This is a genomic window from Burkholderia sp. Ac-20344 (genome assembly GCF_017104975.1).
Taxonomy (GTDB): domain Bacteria; phylum Pseudomonadota; class Gammaproteobacteria; order Burkholderiales; family Burkholderiaceae; genus Burkholderia.
In genome coordinates, this window is sequence record NZ_JAAGPP010000019.1 from 52442 (window position 1) to 74979 (window position 22538).

At 63.1% G+C, this 22538-nt stretch carries 22 protein-coding genes and 1 pseudogene; 12 read left to right on the forward strand and 11 right to left on the reverse strand.

The window, feature by feature from the left end:
* Window positions 1–55: 55 nt before the first annotated feature.
* On the forward strand, window positions 56–1162 hold the full coding sequence (locus G3N64_RS08935) for an AraC family transcriptional regulator (RefSeq protein WP_205783505.1): 1107 nt from the start codon (window positions 56–58) through the stop codon (window positions 1160–1162).
* Here G3N64_RS08935 and G3N64_RS08940 read toward each other — a convergent pair.
* From G3N64_RS08940 to G3N64_RS08950, 3 genes are all read right to left on the reverse strand, one after another.
* A complete protein-coding gene (locus tag G3N64_RS08940) occupies window positions 1102–1596 on the reverse strand; it encodes a DUF126 domain-containing protein (RefSeq protein WP_205783506.1) in 495 nt (164 codons plus the stop codon). The genes G3N64_RS08935 and G3N64_RS08940 overlap by 61 nt on opposite strands.
* Window positions 1589–2836, reverse strand: coding sequence for an aconitase X (locus G3N64_RS08945; RefSeq protein WP_205783507.1), 1248 nt, complete (start codon window positions 2834–2836; stop codon window positions 1589–1591). The genes G3N64_RS08940 and G3N64_RS08945 overlap by 8 nt, the downstream gene beginning before the upstream one ends.
* A 184-nt stretch (window positions 2837–3020) precedes the next feature.
* Window positions 3021–3449: a MarR family winged helix-turn-helix transcriptional regulator gene (locus G3N64_RS08950; RefSeq protein ID WP_205783508.1), complete on the reverse strand. Its 429-nt coding sequence runs from the start codon at window positions 3447–3449 to the stop codon at window positions 3021–3023.
* Window positions 3450–3540: 91 nt separating this feature from the next.
* Here G3N64_RS08950 and G3N64_RS08955 point away from each other — a divergent pair, with 91 nt between their 5' ends.
* The 5 genes from G3N64_RS08955 (at window position 3541) to G3N64_RS08975 (ending at window position 9177) form a co-directional block, all read left to right on the forward strand.
* Window positions 3541–4461, forward strand: a complete 921-nt coding sequence (locus G3N64_RS08955) for a LysR family transcriptional regulator (protein ID WP_205783509.1) — start codon at window positions 3541–3543, stop codon at window positions 4459–4461.
* 81 nt (window positions 4462–4542) lie between these two features.
* Window positions 4543–4974, forward strand: a complete 432-nt coding sequence (locus G3N64_RS08960) for a MarR family winged helix-turn-helix transcriptional regulator (RefSeq protein ID WP_205783510.1) — start codon at window positions 4543–4545, stop codon at window positions 4972–4974.
* A gap of 64 nt (window positions 4975–5038) precedes the next feature.
* Window positions 5039–6133: an HlyD family secretion protein gene (locus G3N64_RS08965; protein WP_205783511.1), complete on the forward strand. Its 1095-nt coding sequence runs from the start codon at window positions 5039–5041 to the stop codon at window positions 6131–6133.
* 13 nt (window positions 6134–6146) lie between these two features.
* On the forward strand, window positions 6147–7721 hold the full coding sequence (locus tag G3N64_RS08970; protein WP_205783512.1) for a DHA2 family efflux MFS transporter permease subunit: 1575 nt from the start codon (window positions 6147–6149) through the stop codon (window positions 7719–7721).
* Window positions 7722–7740: 19 nt separating this feature from the next.
* Window positions 7741–9177: an efflux transporter outer membrane subunit gene (locus G3N64_RS08975; protein WP_205783513.1), complete on the forward strand. Its 1437-nt coding sequence runs from the start codon at window positions 7741–7743 to the stop codon at window positions 9175–9177.
* A gap of 69 nt (window positions 9178–9246) precedes the next feature.
* Here the strand turns inward: G3N64_RS08975 and G3N64_RS08980 are convergent, their stop codons facing one another.
* The gene (locus tag G3N64_RS08980; RefSeq protein WP_205783536.1) at window positions 9247–9657 is read right to left on the reverse strand and encodes a TIGR02594 family protein; all 411 of its coding nucleotides are present in this window, start codon (window positions 9655–9657) and stop codon (window positions 9247–9249) included.
* Between the two features lie 217 nt (window positions 9658–9874).
* Window positions 9875–10618, reverse strand: coding sequence for a helix-turn-helix transcriptional regulator (locus tag G3N64_RS08985; protein WP_205783514.1), 744 nt, complete (start codon window positions 10616–10618; stop codon window positions 9875–9877).
* Between the two features lie 151 nt (window positions 10619–10769).
* Between G3N64_RS08985 and G3N64_RS08990 the strand changes: the two genes are divergently transcribed.
* The 5 genes from G3N64_RS08990 (at window position 10770) to G3N64_RS09010 (ending at window position 16085) form a co-directional block, all read left to right on the forward strand.
* A complete protein-coding gene (locus tag G3N64_RS08990) occupies window positions 10770–11243 on the forward strand; it encodes a cupin domain-containing protein (RefSeq protein ID WP_205783515.1) in 474 nt (157 codons plus the stop codon).
* Window positions 11244–11397: 154 nt separating this feature from the next.
* A complete protein-coding gene (locus G3N64_RS08995; RefSeq protein WP_205783516.1) occupies window positions 11398–12372 on the forward strand; it encodes a hypothetical protein in 975 nt (324 codons plus the stop codon).
* Between the two features lie 109 nt (window positions 12373–12481).
* Entirely contained in the window at window positions 12482–13393 is a 912-nt protein-coding gene (locus tag G3N64_RS09000; protein WP_205783517.1) for a LysR substrate-binding domain-containing protein, read from the forward strand.
* A gap of 128 nt (window positions 13394–13521) precedes the next feature.
* On the forward strand, window positions 13522–14838 hold the full coding sequence (locus G3N64_RS09005; RefSeq protein WP_205783518.1) for an MFS transporter: 1317 nt from the start codon (window positions 13522–13524) through the stop codon (window positions 14836–14838).
* An 11-nt stretch (window positions 14839–14849) separates the two neighbouring features.
* Complete coding sequence (locus G3N64_RS09010) at window positions 14850–16085, forward strand: amidohydrolase family protein (protein ID WP_205783519.1); 1236 nt, start codon at window positions 14850–14852, stop codon at window positions 16083–16085.
* Between the two features lie 167 nt (window positions 16086–16252).
* On the opposite strand, the gene G3N64_RS09015 is transcribed toward G3N64_RS09010, so the two are convergent.
* The 5 genes and pseudogenes from G3N64_RS09015 to G3N64_RS09035 all read right to left on the reverse strand — a co-directional run bounded on the left by G3N64_RS09015 (window position 16253) and on the right by G3N64_RS09035 (window position 19972).
* Window positions 16253–16540 carry a hypothetical protein gene (locus tag G3N64_RS09015; RefSeq protein ID WP_205783520.1) on the reverse strand — a complete coding sequence of 96 codons (288 nt, stop codon included), beginning with the start codon at window positions 16538–16540 and terminating at the stop codon, window positions 16253–16255.
* A gap of 392 nt (window positions 16541–16932) precedes the next feature.
* Window positions 16933–17757 (reverse strand): annotated as a pseudogene (locus tag G3N64_RS09020) (IS5 family transposase).
* A 46-nt stretch (window positions 17758–17803) separates the two neighbouring features.
* Complete coding sequence (locus G3N64_RS09025) at window positions 17804–18463, reverse strand: hypothetical protein (protein WP_205783521.1); 660 nt, start codon at window positions 18461–18463, stop codon at window positions 17804–17806.
* A 10-nt stretch (window positions 18464–18473) separates the two neighbouring features.
* The gene (locus G3N64_RS09030) at window positions 18474–19421 is read right to left on the reverse strand and encodes a glycine zipper family protein (RefSeq protein ID WP_205783522.1); all 948 of its coding nucleotides are present in this window, start codon (window positions 19419–19421) and stop codon (window positions 18474–18476) included.
* A complete protein-coding gene (locus G3N64_RS09035) occupies window positions 19418–19972 on the reverse strand; it encodes a PAAR domain-containing protein (protein ID WP_205783523.1) in 555 nt (184 codons plus the stop codon). Before G3N64_RS09035 ends, G3N64_RS09030 begins: the two co-directional genes overlap by 4 nt.
* Before the next feature lie 204 nt (window positions 19973–20176).
* On the opposite strand from G3N64_RS09035, the gene G3N64_RS09040 reads away from it, so the two are divergent.
* On the forward strand, window positions 20177–20380 hold the full coding sequence (locus G3N64_RS09040) for a hypothetical protein (protein ID WP_205783524.1): 204 nt from the start codon (window positions 20177–20179) through the stop codon (window positions 20378–20380).
* A 123-nt stretch (window positions 20381–20503) separates the two neighbouring features.
* Here the strand turns inward: G3N64_RS09040 and G3N64_RS09045 are convergent, their stop codons facing one another.
* The gene (locus tag G3N64_RS09045; RefSeq protein WP_205783525.1) at window positions 20504–22366 is read right to left on the reverse strand and encodes a methyl-accepting chemotaxis protein; all 1863 of its coding nucleotides are present in this window, start codon (window positions 22364–22366) and stop codon (window positions 20504–20506) included.
* Window positions 22367–22538: the final 172 nt, after the last annotated feature.

Consider the following 22538-nt stretch of genomic DNA (forward strand, 5'->3'; position numbering starts at 1 on the left):
ATGCGTGACATCGTAGGCGCGCGCCGCCTTGAACGTGAGGGGGCAAACAGCCATAATGCTTGTCATTTCCGGCCAAGACGACATGACCTCCCCGCTCGCCAAGGACCGCCTCGGGCTGCGCCGGCCGACGATTCCGGTCGCCTATACGCGCCTGCTGCTACAGGCGCTGGCCGCGCGCGGTGTCGACCTGGCCGCCGTGCGCGCCGGCACCGGCCTGCGCGACGCGGTATTGGCCGAACCGGACGCGCGCGTCGCGCCGTCGCAATGGGGGCGGCTCGTGCTCAACGCGATCGAGATCGGCGGCGATCCGGGCATCGGGCTCGCGTTCGGGCTGCTGCTGAAGCCGACCGTGCACGGCTTTCTCGGCTATGCGACGCTAACCGCGCGGGACATCCGGGAAGCGCTCTCCGTCACGCAGCGCTACTTCCGGATGCGCAACCGTCAATACCGGCTGATCTATGCGGAAGACGAACGCGGCGCGACGCTCGAACTGCATGGCGTGCAGGCGAGCCCCGTGCTGCAGCATCACGTGATGTTCGAATTCGTGCTGACGGGGCTCGCGCAGAACATCTCGCAATGGGCCGGGCGTGCGTCGCCGCCGATCAAGCTCCAATTCGCGTGGCCGGAGCCGCCCTATTTCGTACGCTATCGCGACCAGCTACCGCCGGTCGAATTCGGCTGCGCCGCCAACGCGCTGTGGATCGCGCACGACGTGCTCGACTGGCCGCTGCCGCTCGCCGACGAAGTCGCACACCGGCAGGCGCTCGTGCAAGTGGAGCGCGAATATGCGCAGGTGCGTCAGGAGGAAGGCGATCTCGTCGAACGCGTGCGTGCGGAGCTGGCACGCGGGGCCGGCGATTACCCGGGGCCGGAGACGCTCGCCGACGCGCTGCTCGTGTCGACGCGCACGCTGCGGCGCCGGCTGGAGGAAGCCGGGTCGAGCTACCGGCAATTGCTCGACGAAGCGCGGTTTCGCGACGCGAAGCAGTTGCTCGCCGCGTCGGACCTCGACCTGAAGACGATCGCCGAGCGGCTGCAATTCACCGACCCGGCGAATTTCACGCGCGCGTTCCGGCGCTGGGCCGGGCAGACGCCGAGCGCTTACCGCGAAGCGGCCGGCGGACTGGGCGAACCAGCGCCGCGCGCCGCAGCACCCAGATAGATCCGCGCGCCGCCATCGCCCTCGCCCGCGTCGATCCTCACGTCACCCGCTGCGGCGACGATCGCGTCGTACACGTCATCGGTCACGCACACCACCGGCACCGCGATCGCATACAGCTCGGCCGCCACGATCGCGCCGATCGAGATGATCAGGTCGCGCTCCTTCAGCACGATCCCGACCGGCCCCGTGCCGTTGCGCACGGCTTCCGCGAGCACGCTGCTGCTCGAACTCGAGCCCTTCGCGTGCGGCATGACCATCACCTTGCCGGCGAGGCTCGCACCCGCCTGCGGATGCCCGCGATCGACGATCTTTCCCGCGCCGGAGTCGTAACCGCCCCAGAAGCTGAGCGGCTTGTCGAGCACGAACGGCCGCGCGCATGCGCTGCCCGGCACGAGCGTGTCGCCCGTCAAACCCTTGCCCGTCGCGTCAGTCATCGAATCGCACCTTTCCTTCATACGCCGAACGCACACATTCGCGCATGCTGCCGTACGCGACCGTCACGCCGATGTTCGCGGGCGCATACGACGCCCATTTCCCCGAATTGGTCATCACGAGCCCCGACAGTTGCTTCATCACAGGCGTGATGTACGTGCAGGTGTCGACGACGATCTGAATGCCGCGTGCCGCGAATTTCTCCGCGAGGCCGACCTCGTCCAGCTCCCACAAGATGAACCGGCTTGTGTTCACGTAGAAATCGCAGGCCGGCTTGCCGTCGAACGCGTCGAGCAACGTGTCGAGCGTGCGGAATTCGGCCAGCGAAAAATGCGGCGTCCCGAGTGCCACCGCGACGAGCGCGTCGCCGGCCGCGCCGTGGTTCAGCGTGCGGCGAATCTCGTCGAGATCGGCCATCGCGACATCGACCGTGCGTTGCGCTGCTTGTCCGTGCAATGCGGCGTCGAGCGTCGGCGCCTCGGGCGTCACGCCGACCGCATGGAACAGCGCGACGGCGCCGCTCGACGCGGCGGCCGCACCGAGCGCCTTGAGTTCGTCTTCGGTGGTATTCGCCGGCAGCCCGACGATCGCCGGCACGACCGCGCCCGCGATCCTGCCGATCAGCAACCCGAGCGCGGCGAAATAGATGTCGCGCGACGGCAGATGGCTGAAGTCCGGCGCGTGGAACACGATCCGCGCGGCGCGGTTCGCTTCGACATGCAGCCCCGCATACGGCGCACGGCCGGTGATCGCGGCGGCCAGGTCGAGAAAATCGCCGTACCGGCTCGTACGCGCGCCGAGCACCGAATTCGCGAACACGATCGCATTGGATTCGGCCCACGCGATCTGCTCGCCTTTCGCGGGACGGTTCTTCAGCTGATAGGGCGCGCACGTGAAGCTCGATTCGCAGCCGAGCTGCAGATGCGCGTCCATCAGGCGCTGCGCGTCGCGCTGGATCGTGCGGTCGCCGTGGTACAGCTCGGGATGGATCAGGTCGAGCGACCCGACGTTCAGCGTGGTCGGCACCGCGACCTTCGCGCCGGTGTCGACGAAATACTCGACGAAGTCGAGGCTGGTCTGGCCGTGGTAAAGGCAGCCGTCGATATGCGCGGACGTGATGTCGATCAGGTGCGGCGCGGACATCACTTGCGCCGTGCGCGCGACGATCCGCATCGCACGTGCGACGCCATCGCCGAAATCTCCGCGCAGCATGGCGCTGTCGCGGTCACTCAACTGCAGCATCGGTTGCTCCTCTGACGCGTGCCGGCGGCGCCGGCCCGTGAAATCCGTCAGGGGACTCTACAACTGGAAATGAAAACCGTCCAGATCGACATCAATCCGGAGAGTTTAAAAACCAATTTCAGCTATCGAGCGCCGCCAAAGCGGCCAATGGCTCGAATTCCGCTCCAGTTTGCCGCCGCTCCGCCTAGCGTTGCGCGGTAACACTGAACAGCTCGTCGCGCAGCGCCTTCGCACGGTCGCGGCCGAACTGCGTCTCGAATTCGTCCTGCGCAGCCTGCCACGCCACTTTCGCCTGGGCGAACGTACGCTCGCCCAGCTTCGTGAGGCTCAGCGCATGCGCGCGCGCATCGTGCTCGGACGCGGCCGTTGCGACGAAGCCGTCGCGCTGCAGCGGCTTCAGCGCGCGCAACAGCGTCGTGCGATCCATCACGAGCGTATCGGCAAGTTCGCTCATCAGCAGGCCCGGCCTGCGCGTCAGGTTCGCCATGATCGAGAACTGGGCGGGCGTGACGCCAACCGGGGCCAGATGGCGCTCATAGAGTTGCGTGACGAAGCGCGCCGCCTGACGCAGCGCGAGGCAGTTGCACGCCTGGGCAATCGAAGTGTCGTTCATGCTCCGCAATTTATATGTGCATATGCATAAAGTCAATGTACACTCGGCCGTAACAAGGCCGGCGGCCGGCCCTCGCGTCAAGGAGACGGACATGGACTACATCGACAAGCTGCGGATTTTCCGGTCGGTGGTGGAGATGCGCAGCTTCACGCGTGCCGCCGACATGCACGGCCTCGCGCGGCCTGTCGTGTCGCGCGCGGTCGCGGATCTGGAGGCGCGCTTCGGCAGCCGGCTGCTGCACCGGACCACCCGCCAGGTGTCGCTGACCGAAACGGCCGAGCGCATCTACGAGCGCTGCGCGGCCGTGCTCGACGAACTCGACTCGCTCGAAGCGGAAGCGCAGGCGTCGACACGCGAGCCCGAAGGCCTGCTGCGGCTCGTCGCGCACACGACGGCCGCGCTGAACCGGCTGGTGCCGCTGATCGCCGGCTTCAAGGCCGCACACCCGAAGGTGCGCCTCGACGTGACGCTGACCGAACGCCCGGTCGATCTCGTCGGCGAAGGCTACGACATCGGCATCGTCGTGCCGTACATGCTAACCAACGAATCGACCGTCGTGCGAATGATCGAGCGGATTCCGCTCGTGATCGTCGCGACACCCGCGTACCTGCGCGCCCATTCGCACCCAGTCGCGCCGGCGGATCTCGCCGATCATCTGTTCGTGCCGATGTCGCCGTCGCTGCGCCGGCCCGCGCTGTCGTTCCGCGTCGACGGCGACCTGCTGACCGTGCCGTTCCGCTTCGACATCTCGTCGAACAGCCCCGTCTTCAATCGCGAGATGGTGATGCACGATTTCGGCATCGGCGTCGTGCCGAAAACGCTCGTTCAGGCCGAACTCGCGTCGGGCGCGCTCGTGCAGCTGCTCGCGGATGCCGATCTCGTCGACAAGTTCGTCGAGATCAAGCTCGCGTACGCGAACCGCTCGCTGCTGCCCGCGAAGGTCAAGGCGTTCATCGACTACACGGCCGCCTACTGCGACCGCGAAGGCTGGATCGTGCCGGCGGCGGCCTGACGCCGATTGGTACAGCCGTGACAACAATCTGATCGCGCCCCGCCGCTCGCTTCCCGCCCCATTGCCCCCTAACATGTGTACATGCACAAGACGACGCTCACCGATGACGATTGCTTTGCGGTCCGGCAAGCCGCCCGCCGGATCTCGCAGTTCTACGAGCGTTATCTGTCGCGGGCGGGCGTGACGCCGTCGCAGTACAGCATTCTCGCGCTGCTGCGCGACCGGCCGGGCCTGACGATGGCGACACTGTCGGCCGTGCTGGTGATCGAACGCACCGCGCTGCTGCGCGCGCTCAAGCCGCTCGTCGGCGCGGCGCTGGTGGCGGGCCGGATCGAGCCGCCGTGCCGCCGCCAGACGTTCGCGCTGACCGCGCACGGCGAAACGAAGATCGCCGACGCCCAAGTGCACTGGCTCGCCGCGCAGGAAGCGTTCGAGCAGCGGTTCGGGTCGACGCAGGCGGCCCGCCTGAGAGACGAATTGTTCCGGATCACGCACAACCTGCCGGAACGCTAGCCCCTTCCCCGATCGACGCCATGTCGTCGATCGCTTTGATAAGTGCATATGCATAGGTGAATCGATGGATACGACCCAAGCCGCTGCGTCATCACGTGAAGCAGCCACACTCGACCAGCCCGCGAAGCAACAGCGCCGCGTGCCGTGGATGCGCATCGCGGTGGGTGCCGTCGCCGTCGTCGTCGTCGCCGCCGCGCTCGACTGGCTGTTCGTGCTGCGCTTTCAGGAAAGCACCGACGATGCGTATGTCGGCGGCGACGTGACGGTGCTCGCGCCGAAGGTCAGCGGCTTCGTCGACAGGATCCTCGTGACCGACAACCAGCGCGTGAAGGCCGGCGACGTGCTCGTGCAGCTCGATGCGCGCGACTACGACGCGAAGCTCGCGCAGGCCAGCGCCGAAGTCGACAGCGCACGCTCCGCCGTGACCGAACTCGAGGCGAAGCAGCAACTGCAATATGCGGTGATCGGGCAGCATGCAGCAGACAAGAACGCGTCGGCGGCCGAACTGACGCGTGCCGCATCGGATCGGGTGCGCTACCGCGAGCTCGTGAAATCCGACGCCGTGTCGAACCAGATCGTCGAACGCGCGGACGCCGATTACTCGAAGGCCGGCGCCGCCGTCGAACGCAGCGACGCCGCGCTGCTCGCGTCGAAGCGGCAGCTCGACGTGCTCGGCGCGCAGCTCGCCGACGCACGGGCCCGCGTGAACACCGCGCTTGCCGCGCAACGCGTCGCCGCGCTCAACGTCGAATACACGACGATCCGCTCGCCGGTCGACGGCTACGTCGGCAATCGCACGGGCCGCGTCGGGATGCTCGCGAACGTCGGCGCGCCGCTGCTGACGGTCGTGCCGGCTTCCGGGCTGTGGATCGACGCGAACTTCAAGGAAGACCAGCTTCGCAAGATGCACGCGGGCGATCGCGTCGACGTGTCGCTCGATGCGTCGAACACGAAACTGCACGGCCGCGTCGACAGCCTCGCGCCCGCGACCGGCGCCACCTTCAGCGTGCTGCCGCCCGAGAACGCGACCGGCAACTTCACGAAGATCGTCCAGCGCGTGCCCGTGCGCGTGCATCTCGATCCGCAGCCGGGCCTCGATCACGTGCTGCGCCCCGGCCTGTCCGCGGTCGTGACCGTGCATACCGGCCGTGCGAGCTGAACGGGAGGCGACGATGACCACCGCGTTTTCCGGCGACCCGGCGTCGCAACCGACCAAGCAGCGCGTGTTCGCCTTCGCGCTGATGTGCGTCGGCTTCTTCATGGCGACGCTCGACATCCAGATCGTCGCATCGTCGCTGCGCGACATCGGCGGTGGCTTGTCCGCCAGCCAGGACGAATTGTCGTGGGTGCAGACGGCTTACCTGATCGCCGAGATCATCGTGATCCCGATGTCGGGCTGGCTGTCGAAGGTGATGTCGACGCGCTGGCTGTTCGCCGCATCGGCGGTCGGCTTCACGATCACGAGCATGCTGTGCGGCGTCGCGTGGGACATCAACTCGATGATCCTGTTTCGCGGATTGCAGGGCGCGCTCGGCGCCGCGATGATCCCGACCGTGTTCACCACCGCGTTCGTGCTGTTCCCCGGCAAGCAAAGGCTGATCGCGTCGACGACCATCGGCGCGCTCGCGTCGCTCGCGCCGGCGATCGGCCCCGTGATCGGCGGCTGGATCACCGATCAATGGTCGTGGCACTGGCTGTTCTATCTGAACCTCGTGCCGGGCATCGCGGTGGCCGCACTCGTGCCGCGCTACGTGCACATCGACGAACCCGACCTCAGCCTCATCAAGCGTGGCGACTATCTCGGCATCGTGCTGATGTCGGGCTTCCTCGGCTGCCTCGAATACGTGCTGGAGGAAGGCCCGCGCAAGAACTGGTTCGGCGACGACGCAATCGTGATCTGCGCGTGGATCTCCGGCATCTGCGGCTTCCTGTTCATCGTGCATGCGCTGACCGCGAAGGATCCGATCGTCGACCTGCGCGCGCTCGCCGTGCGCAACTTCGGGATCGGCAGCCTGCTGTCGTTCGTGACCGGCATCGGGATCTTCGTGACCGTGTTCCTGACGCCGCTGTTTCTTGCGCAGGTGCGCGCGTTCAGCTCGCTGCAGATCGGCATCGCGCTGCTGTCGGTCGGCGCGTTCCAGCTGGTCGCGCTCTGCGCGTATGCGTTTGCCGCGCGCTTCTTCAGCCTGCGCGCGCTGCTCGTGTTCGGGTTGATCTGTTTCGGGCTCGGCTGCTACCTGTACACGCCGATCACGCACGACTGGGGCTGGCGCGAACTGCTGCTGCCGCAGGCGCTGCGCGGCATCGGCCAGCAGTTCAGCGTGCCGCCGATCGTGACGATGGCGCTCGGTTCGCTGCCGCAGTCGCGCCTCAAATCGGCGAGCGGCCTGTTCAACCTGATGCGCAATCTCGGCGGGGCGATCGGCATCGCAGTGAGTGCGACGATGCTCAACGACCGGCTGAACTTTCACTACCTGCGCCTGAACGAGCACGTGAGCGCCGGCCAGCCGCAGGTCGCGTCGCTGCTCGATCGCCAGGCCGCGTACTGGGCGTCCGTGGCCGGCAACACGCTGGATACCGCACAAGCCGGGCTCGCGAACCTGCACCACCTGATCTATCGCGAAGCGCTGACGCTCACTTATGCGGATGCGTACTACGCGCTGTCGCTGTGCTTCGTCGTCGCGCTGATCGCAGTCGTCTTCTCCAAACCCATTTCCCTGAACGCGCCGCCGCCGGATGCGCACTGAGGTTGAGGTCATCTCCATCATGAAAAAACTTCTCGTCGCCCTCGCCGTCAGCGCATTCGCCGCAGGATGTGCGGTGCAGCCTGCGCAGCATCCGGCGCTTCAGGATTCGGTTCGAACGCTCGCGCCGGATGGTTGGGATACCGATGTGCCGCGCGCGGACATCGACGCCGCCGCGTGGTGGGCACAATTCCACGATCCCGTGCTCGACAAGTTGATCGCGACGGTGCTCGACGGCAACCTCGATCTGCAGGCGGCCGCCGAACGCGTGAAGCAGGCGCAGGCGCTGACCGTGCAGAAGCGCGCAGTGCTGCTGCCCGAACTCGACGCGACCGCGCATGCGGCCGACGCCCGCCAGAACACGCCGCCGCCGCTCGGCTACGTGCGGCAGGCCGGCGCGGGGCTCGCGCTGAGCTGGTCGCCCGACGTGTTCGGCGGCGAACGGCTCGATCTGCTCGCTGCGCAGGCCGAGCTCGTCGGGCAGAAGCATGCGGAAGATGCAATGCGGCTCGCGCTCGCGGCCGATGCGGCTTCCGCGTACGTCGACCTGCGCTGGGCGCAGCAGGAATTGAAGATCCTGCAGGACAACGCGAAGATCCGGCAGCATGCGCTCGAACTTACGCGCAAGCGGCAGGCGTTCGGGTTGTCGACTGAGCTAGACGTTACCCGCGCGCAGAACCAGCTCGATGCCCTCGAAGCGCGGATTCCGCCGACGCAGGCGCAGATTGCGCATCAGCTCAATCTGATCGCCGTGTATTCGGGGCGCACGCCGGAATCGGTCGATCGGCTCGTGCTCGCGCAGGCCGGGGAGATTCCGGCGCCGCCCGTTGGCGCGCCGGGAACGTTGCCTTCGCAGGCGTTGCTGCGGCGGCCGGATGTGCTGACCTCTTATGCACAGGTCGAGCGGCGGGCGGCGCAAGTCGGTGTGGCAAAGGCCGAGCGGTATCCGAAGTTTTCGTTGAACCTGACGGACGGGATTCTCGCTGCTTCGTATCTCGGGTTGCCGACGTTGACCGATAACCTGTTCAGTGCGGCGTTGAGTGCGACGAGCCCGATCTTCAATGCGGGGCGCATTACCGCCGATATCTCGCAGAGCGAAAGCCGGATGCGCGAGTCGGAACTCAGGTTGCGGCAGACGATGCTGCAGGCGTTGCGGGAAGTCGAGGATGCGCGGGCGAATCTCGCCAGCTCCGATGAGGCAACGCGCAGGCTGGGTAGTGCGCTCGCGGCTTCGGACAAGGCGCTTGGGTTGGCGAATCAGCTCTATAAGGGTGGCGCGACGGATTTTCTGGATGTGCTGTCCGCGCAGGAGGTGTATCTGCGGGATTCGGATTCGCTCAACCAGGTCAAGCGCGAGCATGCGCTGGCGGCAGTGGCGCTGTATCGGTCGCTTGGGGGTGGGTGGAGCAGGAATGACGCGGCGGGTGGGCCGGAGGTGGAGGCAGTGGCGAAGAATTGAAGCCGGGGCCTGATACGAACGTAGGCCACGTGAACGGCCTGCGCCTTTATTCAAACATCGCTAGCGAGATCATCCGGCAACGGGCCAGCGGTATCCAATCACTTCGTTCAGCGGGTACGCGAGCTCGCGGACTTCTTCCAGCTGGTTGCCGCCGAAGAGATACACCTGTTCGTCGTCGTGACGCAGGTAGAAACCGACATGCCCTTTCCAGCTCGCGGGATCGTCGCGCGTCAGGATTGCGATGCAGCCGTAGACCGGGCGCTCCAGCGGCCGGCCCCATTCGAGCCACGAGCGCGCGAGCGCAGACCCCGTGCCGCGAACGCCGGCGTGCGTCATGCACCAGTTGACGAATGACGAGCACCAGGAAATCTTGTCGTCGTAGCCGACCAGGTTCGTCTGGTTGTTGTATTCGACGATGCGCGGGTTGACGCTTCCGGGAGGATGGCGGCGAATGCCGAGTTCGGCCATCGCGACGGGCATCCACGGCGGATGGACGGCGTCCGGCTTGCTCTCGGAGGTTGATCGGGTCACGTCTGCCTCGATTCACGGAGATTGATCGCCAATCGTCGCATGAATCGCGCATGGCGACGAGCCCGCCGTCGACGCGATGCCCAATGTCATCCGCCATCCGGGGCCGGCTTGCCGACCGGCTCCGGTGGAGCGCTTCGCCATGCCGGCATTCGGCGGCCGGGGAGCACTACGGCCTCGGTTGAAGCGCGCGGTATTTCGCGGGTGTCGTGCCCAGCGCCTGCTTGAACATGTTGATGAAGCTCGTCACGGCCTCGTAGCCCAGTTCATCCGAGACCTGCTGCACGCTTCTGCCTTTCGCCAGCGCCTCGAGGGCGACCATCAGATGCAACTGCCGCCGCCATTTGCCGAACGACATGCCGGTCTCCTCGAACAAGCGCCGCGACAACGTCCGCTCGCCCATGCCGATGTAGCGGGACCATTCTTCCACCGTACGGCGATCGCCCGGCGAGGCGATCAGCGCCTGCGCGATCTGCCTGACGCGAGGGTGTCTCGGGATCGGAAAGTACGTGTCCACCCGCTCCATGATGGCCAGCTCTTCGATCAACAGCTCGACCATCAACGCGTCTCGTCTTACGCCGGGTTGGGGCGGCCTGTTTGCCAATTCGACGATGATCTCGCGCAGCATCGGGCTGATGCGCAGCGTGCGGCATTCATCCGGCAGCCCCGTCACCGATGGGTGAATGAAGACGAAGCACCCCTCGGCCGCGGGCGAAGCGCGGCTGACGTGAGGCAGCCCCGCGGGGAGCCACAGTGCGCAATGCGGCGGGATGATCCAGTGAGCATCGCGAGCCTCGCAAGCCACCACACCCTGAAGCGACAGAACCAGCTGCCCGTCCGGATGGGTATGGCGGCGGCCTGCCACGCTTTCACTCAAGGCGCCGAAGCGCGCTGCGGTCACGGAAAAGGTCATCGGTCGAAGAGCCAAGGAACGCACGCCACGGATGGCGAATTACGCTTATTTTTTGTCAAAATACACGATATCCGCAAGCCCACCCCTCCAGTAATCTGCATGCAGGACGACGGACGCCTCCGTCTTCCTGCCCCATGCAACTGGAGAACGAATGTCTGACGCCACAGCGATTGCGCGCATGATCGAATCCCCCGATGGACACCCTGTCCTGCATCCGTCGGGCGCCCGGATGAACATCAAGGTCTTCTCCGCCGAAACAGGCGGGGCTTATTCGCTCATGGAAACCGTGCTGCCCCCCGGCGGAACCGTGCCGCTGCACATCCATGAAGACGAGGACGAGAACAATTTCATTCTCGAAGGCGAGCTGTCGATGCGGATCGGCGATGTCCTGTACACGGCAAAGGCGGGCAGCTATGTGGTCGCACCCAAGGGGATCACCCAGCATTTCCACAATGCCGGCCCAGCGCCCTGCCGATTCCTGACGACCTTCACGCCCGGTGGGGCGGAAGGGTTCTTCAAGGAAGCGGGCGAACTCGTCCGGCTGGCGGCCCCTGGCAAGCCTTCCGCCGACGCGCTTGCTGCGCTTCAGCGCAAGTACAAACTGCGCTACTTGCCGGCGGCCTGAGCATGCACGCGGACATCCCGTCCGCACGATGACGGACAGGCTCCGCGCCGGTCGTGGCGCTTTTGCCGTCGCACGGACCGCGGCGCCGGACGCGCCTGCGAGATCAACTACCATATGACGAATCCAATCGGTCTCGACAGCCCACCCGCGCGCCATGACGACACCTTCCGACGACCCCGCCTCGCCCGATCTCGACAGTACGCCGGCTCGACCGGATCGGGATGCGGAATCGCAGCCGCGCGTGATTACGCTGCCGGCGCATCTGCGCAGCATCCCGTCCTGCGAAGGCGTTCCCGATCTGTTCACCACCTACCTGATCAATATCGGCCTGGCGCTGCTGTTCGGCACGATGTTCACGGGGTTGCTCGTCAGTCCGTTTTACGACGGCTCATTTTTCGACAAAGGCTTCATCGTGTTCGTCCTGTGGCTCGCGATGCTGGGTGTGAGCGCGTGGGCCGTGAGGATCGCCATTCGCGCCGCAAGACATGCGGGCGCCTGGTTCGAGGTCGACTCGACCGGTTTCCGCTATGGCCTCGGCAAGCTTCCGGAACCGGCCGCCATCCCGAAAGAACAGTGCTTCGAATGGCGCGAAGCCGTTGCCAACCCCGACCGGCGCTATGACGTCGAATACAACACGGCGTCCAGCGTCACCCTGCGCCCCGCGAGCTTTCAGTTCTGGCGACGCGCCACGCGCGAACCCGCTACGGCCTATACGCTGCGCAAGAGCCTCATCGAAACCGACGCCGACGATGCCATTCGCTGCGCGGGCTTCAAGAATCGTCACGACCTGCTCGTCGCCATTCTGTGCGGCCTCGCGCATCAGGGGCTGCGCTTCAATCGCAATACCTTCATTGCCGCCGGCATTCACCCGGAGACCTGGCAGAAACTCAGGACGCCGTGGCGCAAGGCCGTCGTCTTTTTCTCCATTCTTACCGCGCTTGGCCTGCTGGCCTTCTTCATCTGGGGGCGCCTCTCCCTGATCTTCTCCTTCGCGATCTGGATCGTTTCGTTTTTATATTATTGCGGCGAGGGGAAATACGACTTCTCTCCGGATATCAAGAACTATCCGCGAGGGCCGATCGTTTTTCGCATCGACGATCGCGAGACGGCAGACGAAAGCGGCCGTTGAAGCAGCAGGCACACTGCAGCGGGTCGGGCTTTCACCCATGTGCGGGGTTTGTGATTCCCTCGCGATCCCCGCTTATGATGTCGCGAGCCACACGACCCTCATGCCCGCCATGCGCATCACACCTCTGCCGCCCCTTCAGTGCCTCGTCGCGTTCGAAGCTGCCGTGCGACACGCGAGCTTCACGAAAGCCGCCGCCGAACTGCATCTGACGCAAAGCGCGATCAGCCGCCAGATCCAGCAGCTCGAGGAATTCCTCGGCCGCTCGCTGTTCGTTCGCGAGCATCGTTCGCTGCGGCTGACCATTGCCGGCGAGCAATACGCGACCCAGGTCCACCATCTGCTCACGCAATGCGCGGAAGCCACGCATGACGTGATGAAGCCATACGGCGATCTCGAACTGACGATCGCATGCTCGTCGGGCGTCGCGCTGCTGTGGCTCACGCCGCGCCTGCCGGATTTCCGCGCCGCCTATCCGAACATCAAGCTGCGCTTGATCGTAAGAGATGCCCTCGCGTCGATGTCGCCGGCGGAGTTCGACGTGGGCGTCTACTACGTGCGCCAGCAGGCGCCGGCCGAATACACCGCACGCCGCCTGTTCGACGAGGAGGTCTTTCCCGTCTGCGCGCCCGGCTATCTGGCCGGCCGCACGCTCGACGCAGCCGATCTTGCGAACGAGACACTGCTGCGCCTCGAGGATGGCCAGCGCCAATGGATGTCATGGCCCGAATGGTTCGGCATGCATGACATCGATCGACAGAAGGCGCTGCCGCAGGACATCACGATCAATTCGTATCCGCAGATCGTGCAGATGACCATTCTCGGCCAGGGTGTGTCGCTCGGCTGGCGCTACATGATCGACGCATGCATCGAGGCCGGCCTGCTCGTGCGCGTGACGGAAGCGTCCGCGAGCCACGGCGGCGGCTACTACGTGATCTCGCCGAACGACCGCGTGCAGAACCAGGCAGCGCGCCTGTTCACTCGCTGGCTGTTCGAACAGGCGGAGAAGCAGACCGCGTCCTGAACGCGATGCATGCGCGCAGCGCATGCGTGCATGCAAATCTTTCGTTTCAGAAAAAAATCCGGCTGTCCTTAGCATGGGTTCACGCGGGGCAGCCGTCCCGTCTTCTGATTCTGATACAGGAAGAGACCATGCAAGGAACGCTTTCCCCGCGCGCCGCACCGGCCGTCGATGCCGCAGTGCAGCAGCGCCGCCGAGCCATCGTCGCGACCGTGATCGGCAACGGTCTCGAATGGTTCGATTTCACCGTCTACAGCTTCTTCGCGGTCATCATCGCGAAACTGTTCTTTCCGACCGGCAACGAACTGACGTCCGTGCTGCTGACCGTTGCGACGTTCGGCGTCGGATTCTTCATGCGGCCCGTGGGCGGCATCGTGCTCGGCGTCTACGCCGACAAGGTCGGGCGCAAGGCCGCGCTGTCGCTCACCATCCTCATGATGGCAGCCGGCACTGCACTCATCGGGCTCGCGCCGACCTACGAACAGGCCGGTATCGCCGCACCGCTGCTGATCGTCGTCGCGCGGCTGCTGCAAGGTTTCTCGGCCGGCGGCGAGATGGGCGGCGCCACCGCGTTCCTCACCGAATACGCGCCGCCGGAGAAGCGCGCGTACTACTCGAGCTGGATCCAGTCGAGCATCGGCTTCGCGGTGCTGCTCGGCGCCGCGACCGGCACCTTCGTCACGACGTCCCTCGACGTGCAGGCGCTGCATAGCTGGGGCTGGCGACTGCCGTTCCTGCTCGGGATCATCGTCGGGCCGGTCGGCTACTACATCCGCAGCCATATCGACGAGACGCCCGCATTCAGTGCCGTCGAAGCGCAGGCGAAAGAGAGCTCGCCGCTGAAGGAAGTGCTGTCCACCTACCCGCGCGAGACGTTCGCGAGCTTTTCGATGGTCATTCTGTGGACCGTCTGCACCTATGTGCTGCTCTTCTACATGCCGACTTATTCCGTGCGCACGCTGCATCTGCCCCAATCGACCGGTTTCTCGGCCGGCATGGTCGGCGGGCTGATGATCATGTGCTGCTCGCCGATCGTCGGCAGGCTCGCCGACGTGTGGGGACGGCGCGTGTTCCTGTCCGGATCGGCGCTTGCCATCCTCGTGCTCGCGTGGCCGATGTTCGCGTGGATCAACCATGCACCCGGGTTCACGTCGCTGATCGTGTTCCAGGCCGTGTTCGGCGTGCTGATCGCGACCTACACGGGGCCGATCCTCGCGGCGTTCGCCGAACTGTTCCCGACCAAGGTGCTGTCGACCGGGCTGTCCGTCGCCTACAACTTCGCGGTCACGATCTTCGGCGGCTTCGCGCCGTTCCTGATCACGTGGCTCATCGCCCGCACCGGCAGCAACATGGCACCGGCCTTTTACGTGACGCTCGCGGCTGCCGTCAGCTTCGTCGGAACGCGCTTCGTGAAGGACGCACGGCGCAACACGTCAACGACTCGATAAGGACCTTCTCCATGACCATTACCGTGCTGCAAGGCGGCAACGTACTCGATCTCGAACGGGGCGTGCTGCTCGACCATCATCATGTGGTGATCGACGGCGACCGGATTGTCGAAGTCACCGATCGGCCGGTGGATTTGCCGAATGCGCAGGTGATCGACGTGCGCGGCAAGACCGTGATGCCGGGGTTCATCGATTGCCATGTGCACGTGCTGGCTTCGAATGCGAATCTCGGCGCGAATGCGACGCAGCCGAATATTCTTGCGGCGATTCGGTCGTTGCCGATTCTCGATGCGATGTTGTCGCGTGGGTTTACCAGTGTGCGGGATGCTGGGGGCGCGGACTGGAGCTTGATGCAGGCGGTCGAAACCGGGCTGGTGTCGGGGCCGCGGATTTTTGCGTCGGGAAAGGCGTTGTCGCAGACCGGCGGGCATGGGGACTTTCGGCCGCGTGGGGATTTGCTGGAGCCTTGTTCTTGCTGTTTCAGGACGGGGGCGATCGCTCGGGTGGTGGACGGGGTCGAAGGTGTGCGGCTCGCGGTGCGTGAAGAAATTCAGAAAGGCGCGACGCAGATCAAGATCATGGCGTCAGGTGGCGTGGCTTCGCCGACCGACCCGATTGCGAACACGCAGTACTCCGAGGACGAGATTCGGGCCATCGTGGATGAAGCCGAGGCCGCGAATACTTATGTGATGGCGCACGCGTACACGGGGCGGGCGATTGCGCGGGCGGTGCGCTGTGGGGTAAGGACGATCGAACACGGCAATCTCGTGGACGAGGCGGCGGCGAAACTGATGCACGAGCATGGCGCGTTTGTGGTGCCCACGCTTGTCACTTATGACGCGCTTGCCAAACACGGCGCGGAGTTCGGGATGCCGCCCGATTCGGTGGCCAAGGTGGCTTCCGTTCAGCAGAAGGGCCGAGAATCGCTGGAAATCTATGCGAACGCCGGCGTGAAGATGGGGTTCGGGTCGGATCTGCTCGGGGAAATGCATGCATTTCAAAGCGGGGAGTTTCGGATTCGGGCGGAGGTGCTGGGGAATCTGGAGGCGCTCAGGTCGGCGACAACCGTGGCGGCGGAGATCGTCAACATGCCGGGGCAACTCGGGGTGGTGGCGGCGGGAGCGATCGCGGATCTGGTCGTGCTGGACGGGAATCCGCTCGAGGATATCGGCGTGGTGGCCGGTCAGGGGGAGCGGGTCGAATATGTGCTGCAGCGGGGGAAGATCGTGAAGGTACGGGCGGGTTAGGGGTGGTTCGCGTTTGCGCGGACTCCTCCGTGTACAGCGGTCGTGACAATCGTTAAAGGTGAGCATCAACACGGACACGGTGCCCGTAATAGCCTCCCCGCTCTCGGTTGTGTTCGCGCGGAAACAGCAATCCAACAGCAAGGGCCGCGCGAAGCGGCCCTTGCTGCTTATGCCTGTTCCTCTTCTTGGGCGGCCGCACCGTAAGGCTGCTCTCGCCAGTGCAGCGCGCTGCGATCAGGTTTGATGGTGATGTGCCGAAGATCGAAATTGAACACGAGATATACGCGATCACCCGGTTGGAATCCGAACATCTCGAAATGCGCATCGATCGCGCGCATCCATGGCATGTACGGCTGGCCTTCCTGTGGAAGGTCAGGCTTGTTGTCGAGGGTCAGCTCAACCTCGGGATACCGTTTGAGCTTCTTGGGACGTGTCTTACTATAGGCGTTAGCCATTTCCGACTCCTGGTTCGAGTTGGTGGTGGTCAGCGGGTCGTATGGGTTGCCGCCCATGCGGCCCGCGCTTTTTTGATGCCTTGGGTTTTCCTTCTTCCCTTCGCAGTGTCTTGTTGGGCAAGACGGCTCACGTTCGACCATCGGTGCGAAGGGGACTGCGTTCTACTCCCGATGACGAGAAGCAAGGCTTCAAGACCAGTGTAGTCGGGCTGGCATCTCAGAAATGGGGGATTGCGGGGGATTGGCCGTTAGGTATAGGGAGGTGCGTGTCCCTGCCTGATGCTCCAGGTCGGTGATTTGGAGGACTTGTACCCTATGAATCGCTAAGGCCGATCGATCCCGAACCATTTCAATTTCGGGAAATACCTCGACCACAACGCTTCTTAGAGCCGCTAACACAAGTCGTCAACGAAGCGGGAGCGGATAACAGCGGCAGCCAGGGCAAGTCAAAGCGACATGAATATCGAGGCGACGTTCGAAGCGAATGCGAAGTTTGCCGAAACGGGCGAACCAAACATGCGTGCGTTCGACGACCCAACGATACTGCCCGAGCCGCTCGCTGCTTTCCACGCTGCGACGGGCGATACGAGCCTTGACGCCTCCCTGCTCAAATAGCGCCGGCAGCGAGCGAAGTCATAGCCCTTGTCAGCATGCAATTTTCCCGGACGTTTGTGGGGCTGGCCGCTCAAGCCCGGCACTGCCGGGATGGCATCCAGCGTGGGTCGAATGCCATCGAGTCGTGTCGGTTGGCGCCTGTGACCGTGACGGCCAGCGGGATGCCGCGAGCGTCTACGACGATGTACCGTTTCGGTCCGACCTTCCTCGATCCGTCGGGTTGGGCCGGTTTCCGCCCCCCCGGGGGGCTGGAAACACTGGCGCCATCGAGACTTGCTCGCTCCCAATCAATCTGGTCGAGCTCGCGCAATCGACGATGCATCGCCAATTGTAATCGCGCCCATACCCCTACGACTTGCCAGTACTCGTAGGCATCGCCAGCACGTCATACCGCTGCCGAAACCAAGCGCTTGCGGCAAGTCTTCCCATGGGATACCGGTTTGCAGGACATACAGGATGCCGTTCAGCGCTGCGCGGTTATCGACCGTGCGACGTCGACCGCCTTTGGGCGACGGCGTGAAAACCGGGAGCGGCGGTTCCAGTGTCGCCCATAACTCATGCTTATTTTTCGTCTGGCCATGCCGCGAGGATATGGCGCTCATGGCTTCATGTCTAGGTTGTGTTAGCGACTCTTAACCTTCACCATCCTTAAAGCCCCTGGCGCGCTCTATATTCCGGGTCATTCTTTCGGGTTGAATATACCCAATCTTCCCATTCCTGCTCAGACATATACGAAAGCGCCTCTTTACTTCGGTTCTCAATATATGCGTCCCTCGCTTCAGGTGCCAAACCTTCCCAGAAAGGCCCCCAAATATATGCATCCCAATATGCTTCGGCACCTTCGTTATAACGTACAAAGGGGCCGTAGTAGCACCATACAACCCAAGGCGGGGGCGGCCCAAACTCTTCCCTGGCCTGATCCGCGATCAATTCGGCGGAATTCGTCAGGACGTGAACATTCCGCCCACCCAATTCATCCGAAAAGGATACAAACGTATGGCAATCACCATCCTGATAATGCAGCAGCCTTACCTCTTCCCATCCACGCCGAATCAAACTCAAGTAACGCGGGAAAGCTTGAATCTCAATATGGCGAGTCAACAGCACCGCATTCAATCCCAAATGACCCATTTCCGATAAATTCTGGATGTTATGGAGTGCATCAAGTGCAGCGTTGTGCGCAGTTTGAGAAAATGCCTCCTGCATCGCCTCAAACGAATGAGGAAGCGGAAACATCTTCTCAAGGGCTTTCCGCGCGTCTTGAATGTTGGATTCTGGCGACCTTTTCAACCAATCAAAAATTCCCATACTGCCCTCCCTATTCGCCCATTGTTTGATCCAACAAATACGACTCTCCGGTATACGCAAGCGCCCCCCCGATAATTCCACCAATCGCGCCGGTAATGATCGCACCCGGCCCCAATTCTATACCGCAAAGCACCCCCGTGGTTGCCCCCATCCGCGCACCGATTGCGGCCCCGGCCCAACGCCCGGCAATGCTGCCTTCCCACCCCGCGATCTGTCGGAGTGTCGCCTTCGTAATCGGCTTTACTGACTTGAATTTAATAGATTCGTTTGTCGCCTTAGACAAATCGTAGGCAGTGAGAAAAATTCCAAAGACCTGAACAACTCGCGCCCATTTCTCAACACCCAAAGCAATCTTTAGGCCCTTCTGCGTGAAGATCCCTTCCGCCGGAACAATCGGTTTGGGCTTCACCAAAAATTCACTATCAACACCCAAAGCCTTTTTCTTCAGATAATCGGCTTCGCGACGCGCCTTTGACGGCATGTCTTTTACATACTCGTCAATACTTCTACCAATTTCCGCAGGCGTTACCATTATCGCCCCTGAACGCTTCGCCTTCGCAATATCGATGTACACCAATTTCGACGGGTTCTCCGAACCATGGAAACGTTCGGCGCCGCCCGGAAAATTGCTACTTGCAGATACGAAAGGCGTTTCAACCTTAATTCTTTTATCGAGCTCTAATACATGCTCCGCCGCCTGCGCCAGCCCTTGCTGATTCGGAGCCATAAGACCTGACATTTCGGGGTACACAATCTGAAACCGCTGCAAGGGCGTTAGCTCTCTTGGCAAACGCGGATCATTGACGCTCGAATAGGTGCGGCGAACTAGAAACCCCTCCGGGCCAACCTCATCGACAGTCACGAAGAAAAACGCCTTCGCGGGCATTACATGCCCGAGCACGTCATATTTCGATTCGGTCTTGTCGCTCGTGTGCGTCTGGTAAACAAAATCGCTCATGCGTCCCACCGTTCCAAGGCTTTCATACCGATTGCGATATCGAGCTTCGACACGTCATCCGTGTACACGCGCGGGCAGTATCCGGATACGTCAGTCAACCCCTTGTAAACGGCTCCGGTCGCGGTCTTGATGTGATATGGAATGCTGGGTATCGGTTGCCCGGACTCGTTGAGCACGCGGACCCGCTCATCGTAGTTACCTCGATATTGGTGCGTCATCGATGAGGCACCGCCCTCGGCCAAAGCCATATCCGCCAGTTGGTACGGCTCGAAGCTTTGGTAACTATCGTGCTGTGAAGCAATCATGACGGGCGACGGAACGCACATACAAACGCAGATATCGCCGTCTAGCGCCTGTTCCTTGCCGTGCATCGAGTCAGGCCAACGCGGCCCCTTGGGTGCAATGTGACCGACCGTCTTGCAGCCGTGGCAGAAGACTTGCGCACCAACGAACGTTAGAGGCGTCCCGTGGTGCGTACAGGTTGGAATCCCCTCCGTAACGACACCTCCATTTGAGGACTTGTCGCCTTGCTTGAGCAAATATCGCCGCATCTCAGGTTCCTTGTGATGAATTATGTGCGCGATATGTGTACGTCAATTGGACGAACATGTCTATGAGACAAGTTCGAACCTGAAAATCTTTGATTCTCCTTATATTGTTGAATAATAAAAAATCCCACACGAACCAGACGGTACGCACGGGCCGGAAATACCGCACAACTGAGGCAGGTACGCGGGGACTACCGAACCCATTCCATGGCCCTTCCGCACGGGCAATTATTCAAAGAAACAAGGTTTTACAGTATTTTTGAAACCGTGTTGCGCACCAATAATTTGTTGATTAATTTAAATATCAAAAATATTCTCGTGATGCCGGGATTTTTTTGGCCGGGATTCGTCGATTTCGGTTGCGACAAGGTACGAACCGCATCGATTCGAAAATCCGAAGCGGCGCACTAAATATGCTGCATCGAAATTTTTTATAACCGCCACAGAATCCCGCGCCAACATGCAAAAACGGCTGCCGTGAATCCACGGCAGCCGTCCCTCAGAAACGCCTTATTCTAAATCACGAAGCGGACTTTACTCATCCACCTTGAAAGCCGACACCAGCCGGGTCAATTCCGCCGCCTGCTGCTTCAAACTCTCCGCCGCCGCTGCGCTTTCCTCGACCAGCGCCGCATTCTGCTGCGTCATCTGATCGAGCGACTGCACCGCATCGCCGATCTGATCAATACCGGCGCTCTGCTCCAGGCTCGCTTCAGCGATCTCGCTCATCATCGCGCTCACACCCTGCACCTGCGACACGACATCGCGCATCACCTTCCCCGCCTCACTCACCAACCGCGACCCGGTATTCACCGTCCCCGCGCTATGCTCGATCAGCGTCTTGATCTCCTTCGCCGCCTGCGCGCTGCGCTGCGCCAGATTCCGCACTTCCGAAGCCACCACCGCAAACCCGCGCCCCTGCTCCCCAGCTCGCGCCGCTTCCACCGCCGCATTCAGCGCCAGAATGTTCGTCTGGAACGAAATACTGTCAATCATCACGATGATCTCGGAGATCCGCTGCGACGCGTCGCTGATCTCCTGCATCGTGCTCACGACTTCACCCACCACCTGCCCGCCGCGCGCCGCCGTATCGGAAGCACCGTTGATCATCTTCGCCGCAGTCGTCGCCGTCTCGGTGTTGTTCCGCACCACGGCCGTGATCTCTTCCATCGACGAAGCCGTGCGCTCCAGGTTGCTCGACTGTCCTTCGGTGCGTTCGCTGAGGTCCGCATTCCCCGTCGCAATCTGCGCTGACCCGGTCGCAATCGACGAGGAAGCCGCGCGGATGCTGTGCACCAACGCCGAAAGCGACGACACGAACCGGTTGAACGCATCCGACAGCTGCCCGATCTCGTCCTGGCTCTCGACCGTCATCCGGCGCGTGAGGTCGCCCTGGCCGCTGGCGATCTCCGACAGCAGCGTCGCCGCGCGACGAATCGGCGCGGCGATCGCTCGGCCCACCAGCCAGATCACGAGCAGCGCGACACCCAGCCCCACCACCGCCGCAACCAGCGCGGCGCTGCGAATCGCACGCGTCACGGGCCCGAGCAGTTCTGCCTGCGGCACCTCGACGACGACATACGCATTCAACTCCGGAATGAACGACGTCGCGATGAAGCGTGCCCCACCGTCGCCGTTGTAGCTCAGGTACGCATACGGCTTGCCGCCCAACAGCGTCGACGACGCATCGCCCGGCAACCCCTGCTGATCCTTCATGAAATGCTTGCCATCAATCAGCGACGAATCGCGATGCATCATGATCGCGCCGTCGGGACGCACGAGATACGCGAACCCGGTCTCGCCGATCCGATACGCAGCAATACCCTTCGCAAGCGCATCGACGGACAGGCTCATGCTGGCCGCGCCGATCGGCACGCCGTCGAGCTCGACGCGGCTGTTGATGAACATCATGTAGCCGCCGACCGTCACCTCGCGGTCCATGTTCACGTCGAACGCCTTGCCGGACGACAGGAAGCCGGTCAGCCACTGATCCTTGTCGGTCACCTTCCGCTGCAAGCCCAATTCGTTGTAGTAGTTGCCGCTCTTCACGGACACCCACTGCACCGACGCCGCCTTCTGCTCGTCCTTCACGTTCTTCGCGAGCTGGATCCAGTTGCGCGTGCCGGCGTCGGGTTCGCCGTCGGCTTCCCATTGCAGCAGGAACGCGTCGCGCGCGAGAATCCGCGACGCGGCGATCGGCCCGGCCATCTGCCGCTGCACGTCGGCGCGGATGCCGTTCACGGCCGTCGGCAGCTCTTCGCGGACGACGCGATCGCGCACCGCGTTGCCGATCAGGCGGATGCTGAGCCCGCTCGAGATCGCGACGAACACGAGCAGGCAACTCGTCATGCTGAGAATCAGCTTGTTCTGTATGGAAAGCTTGCGCCAGAAATGCATGGGGAACCCTCGATAACCGCTCGGTCTGAGCCAGTTTGGGTTATCGGCATGCACGCGCAGAACCGCATCGCTGATTTCAGATGTTCATCATGCGAGATTCGTTATGTTGTTGTCAGGCGGGCATAGGCGGCCGCCTATAGGCCAGCGATCGACGAAAATTCAGCGCGAATCA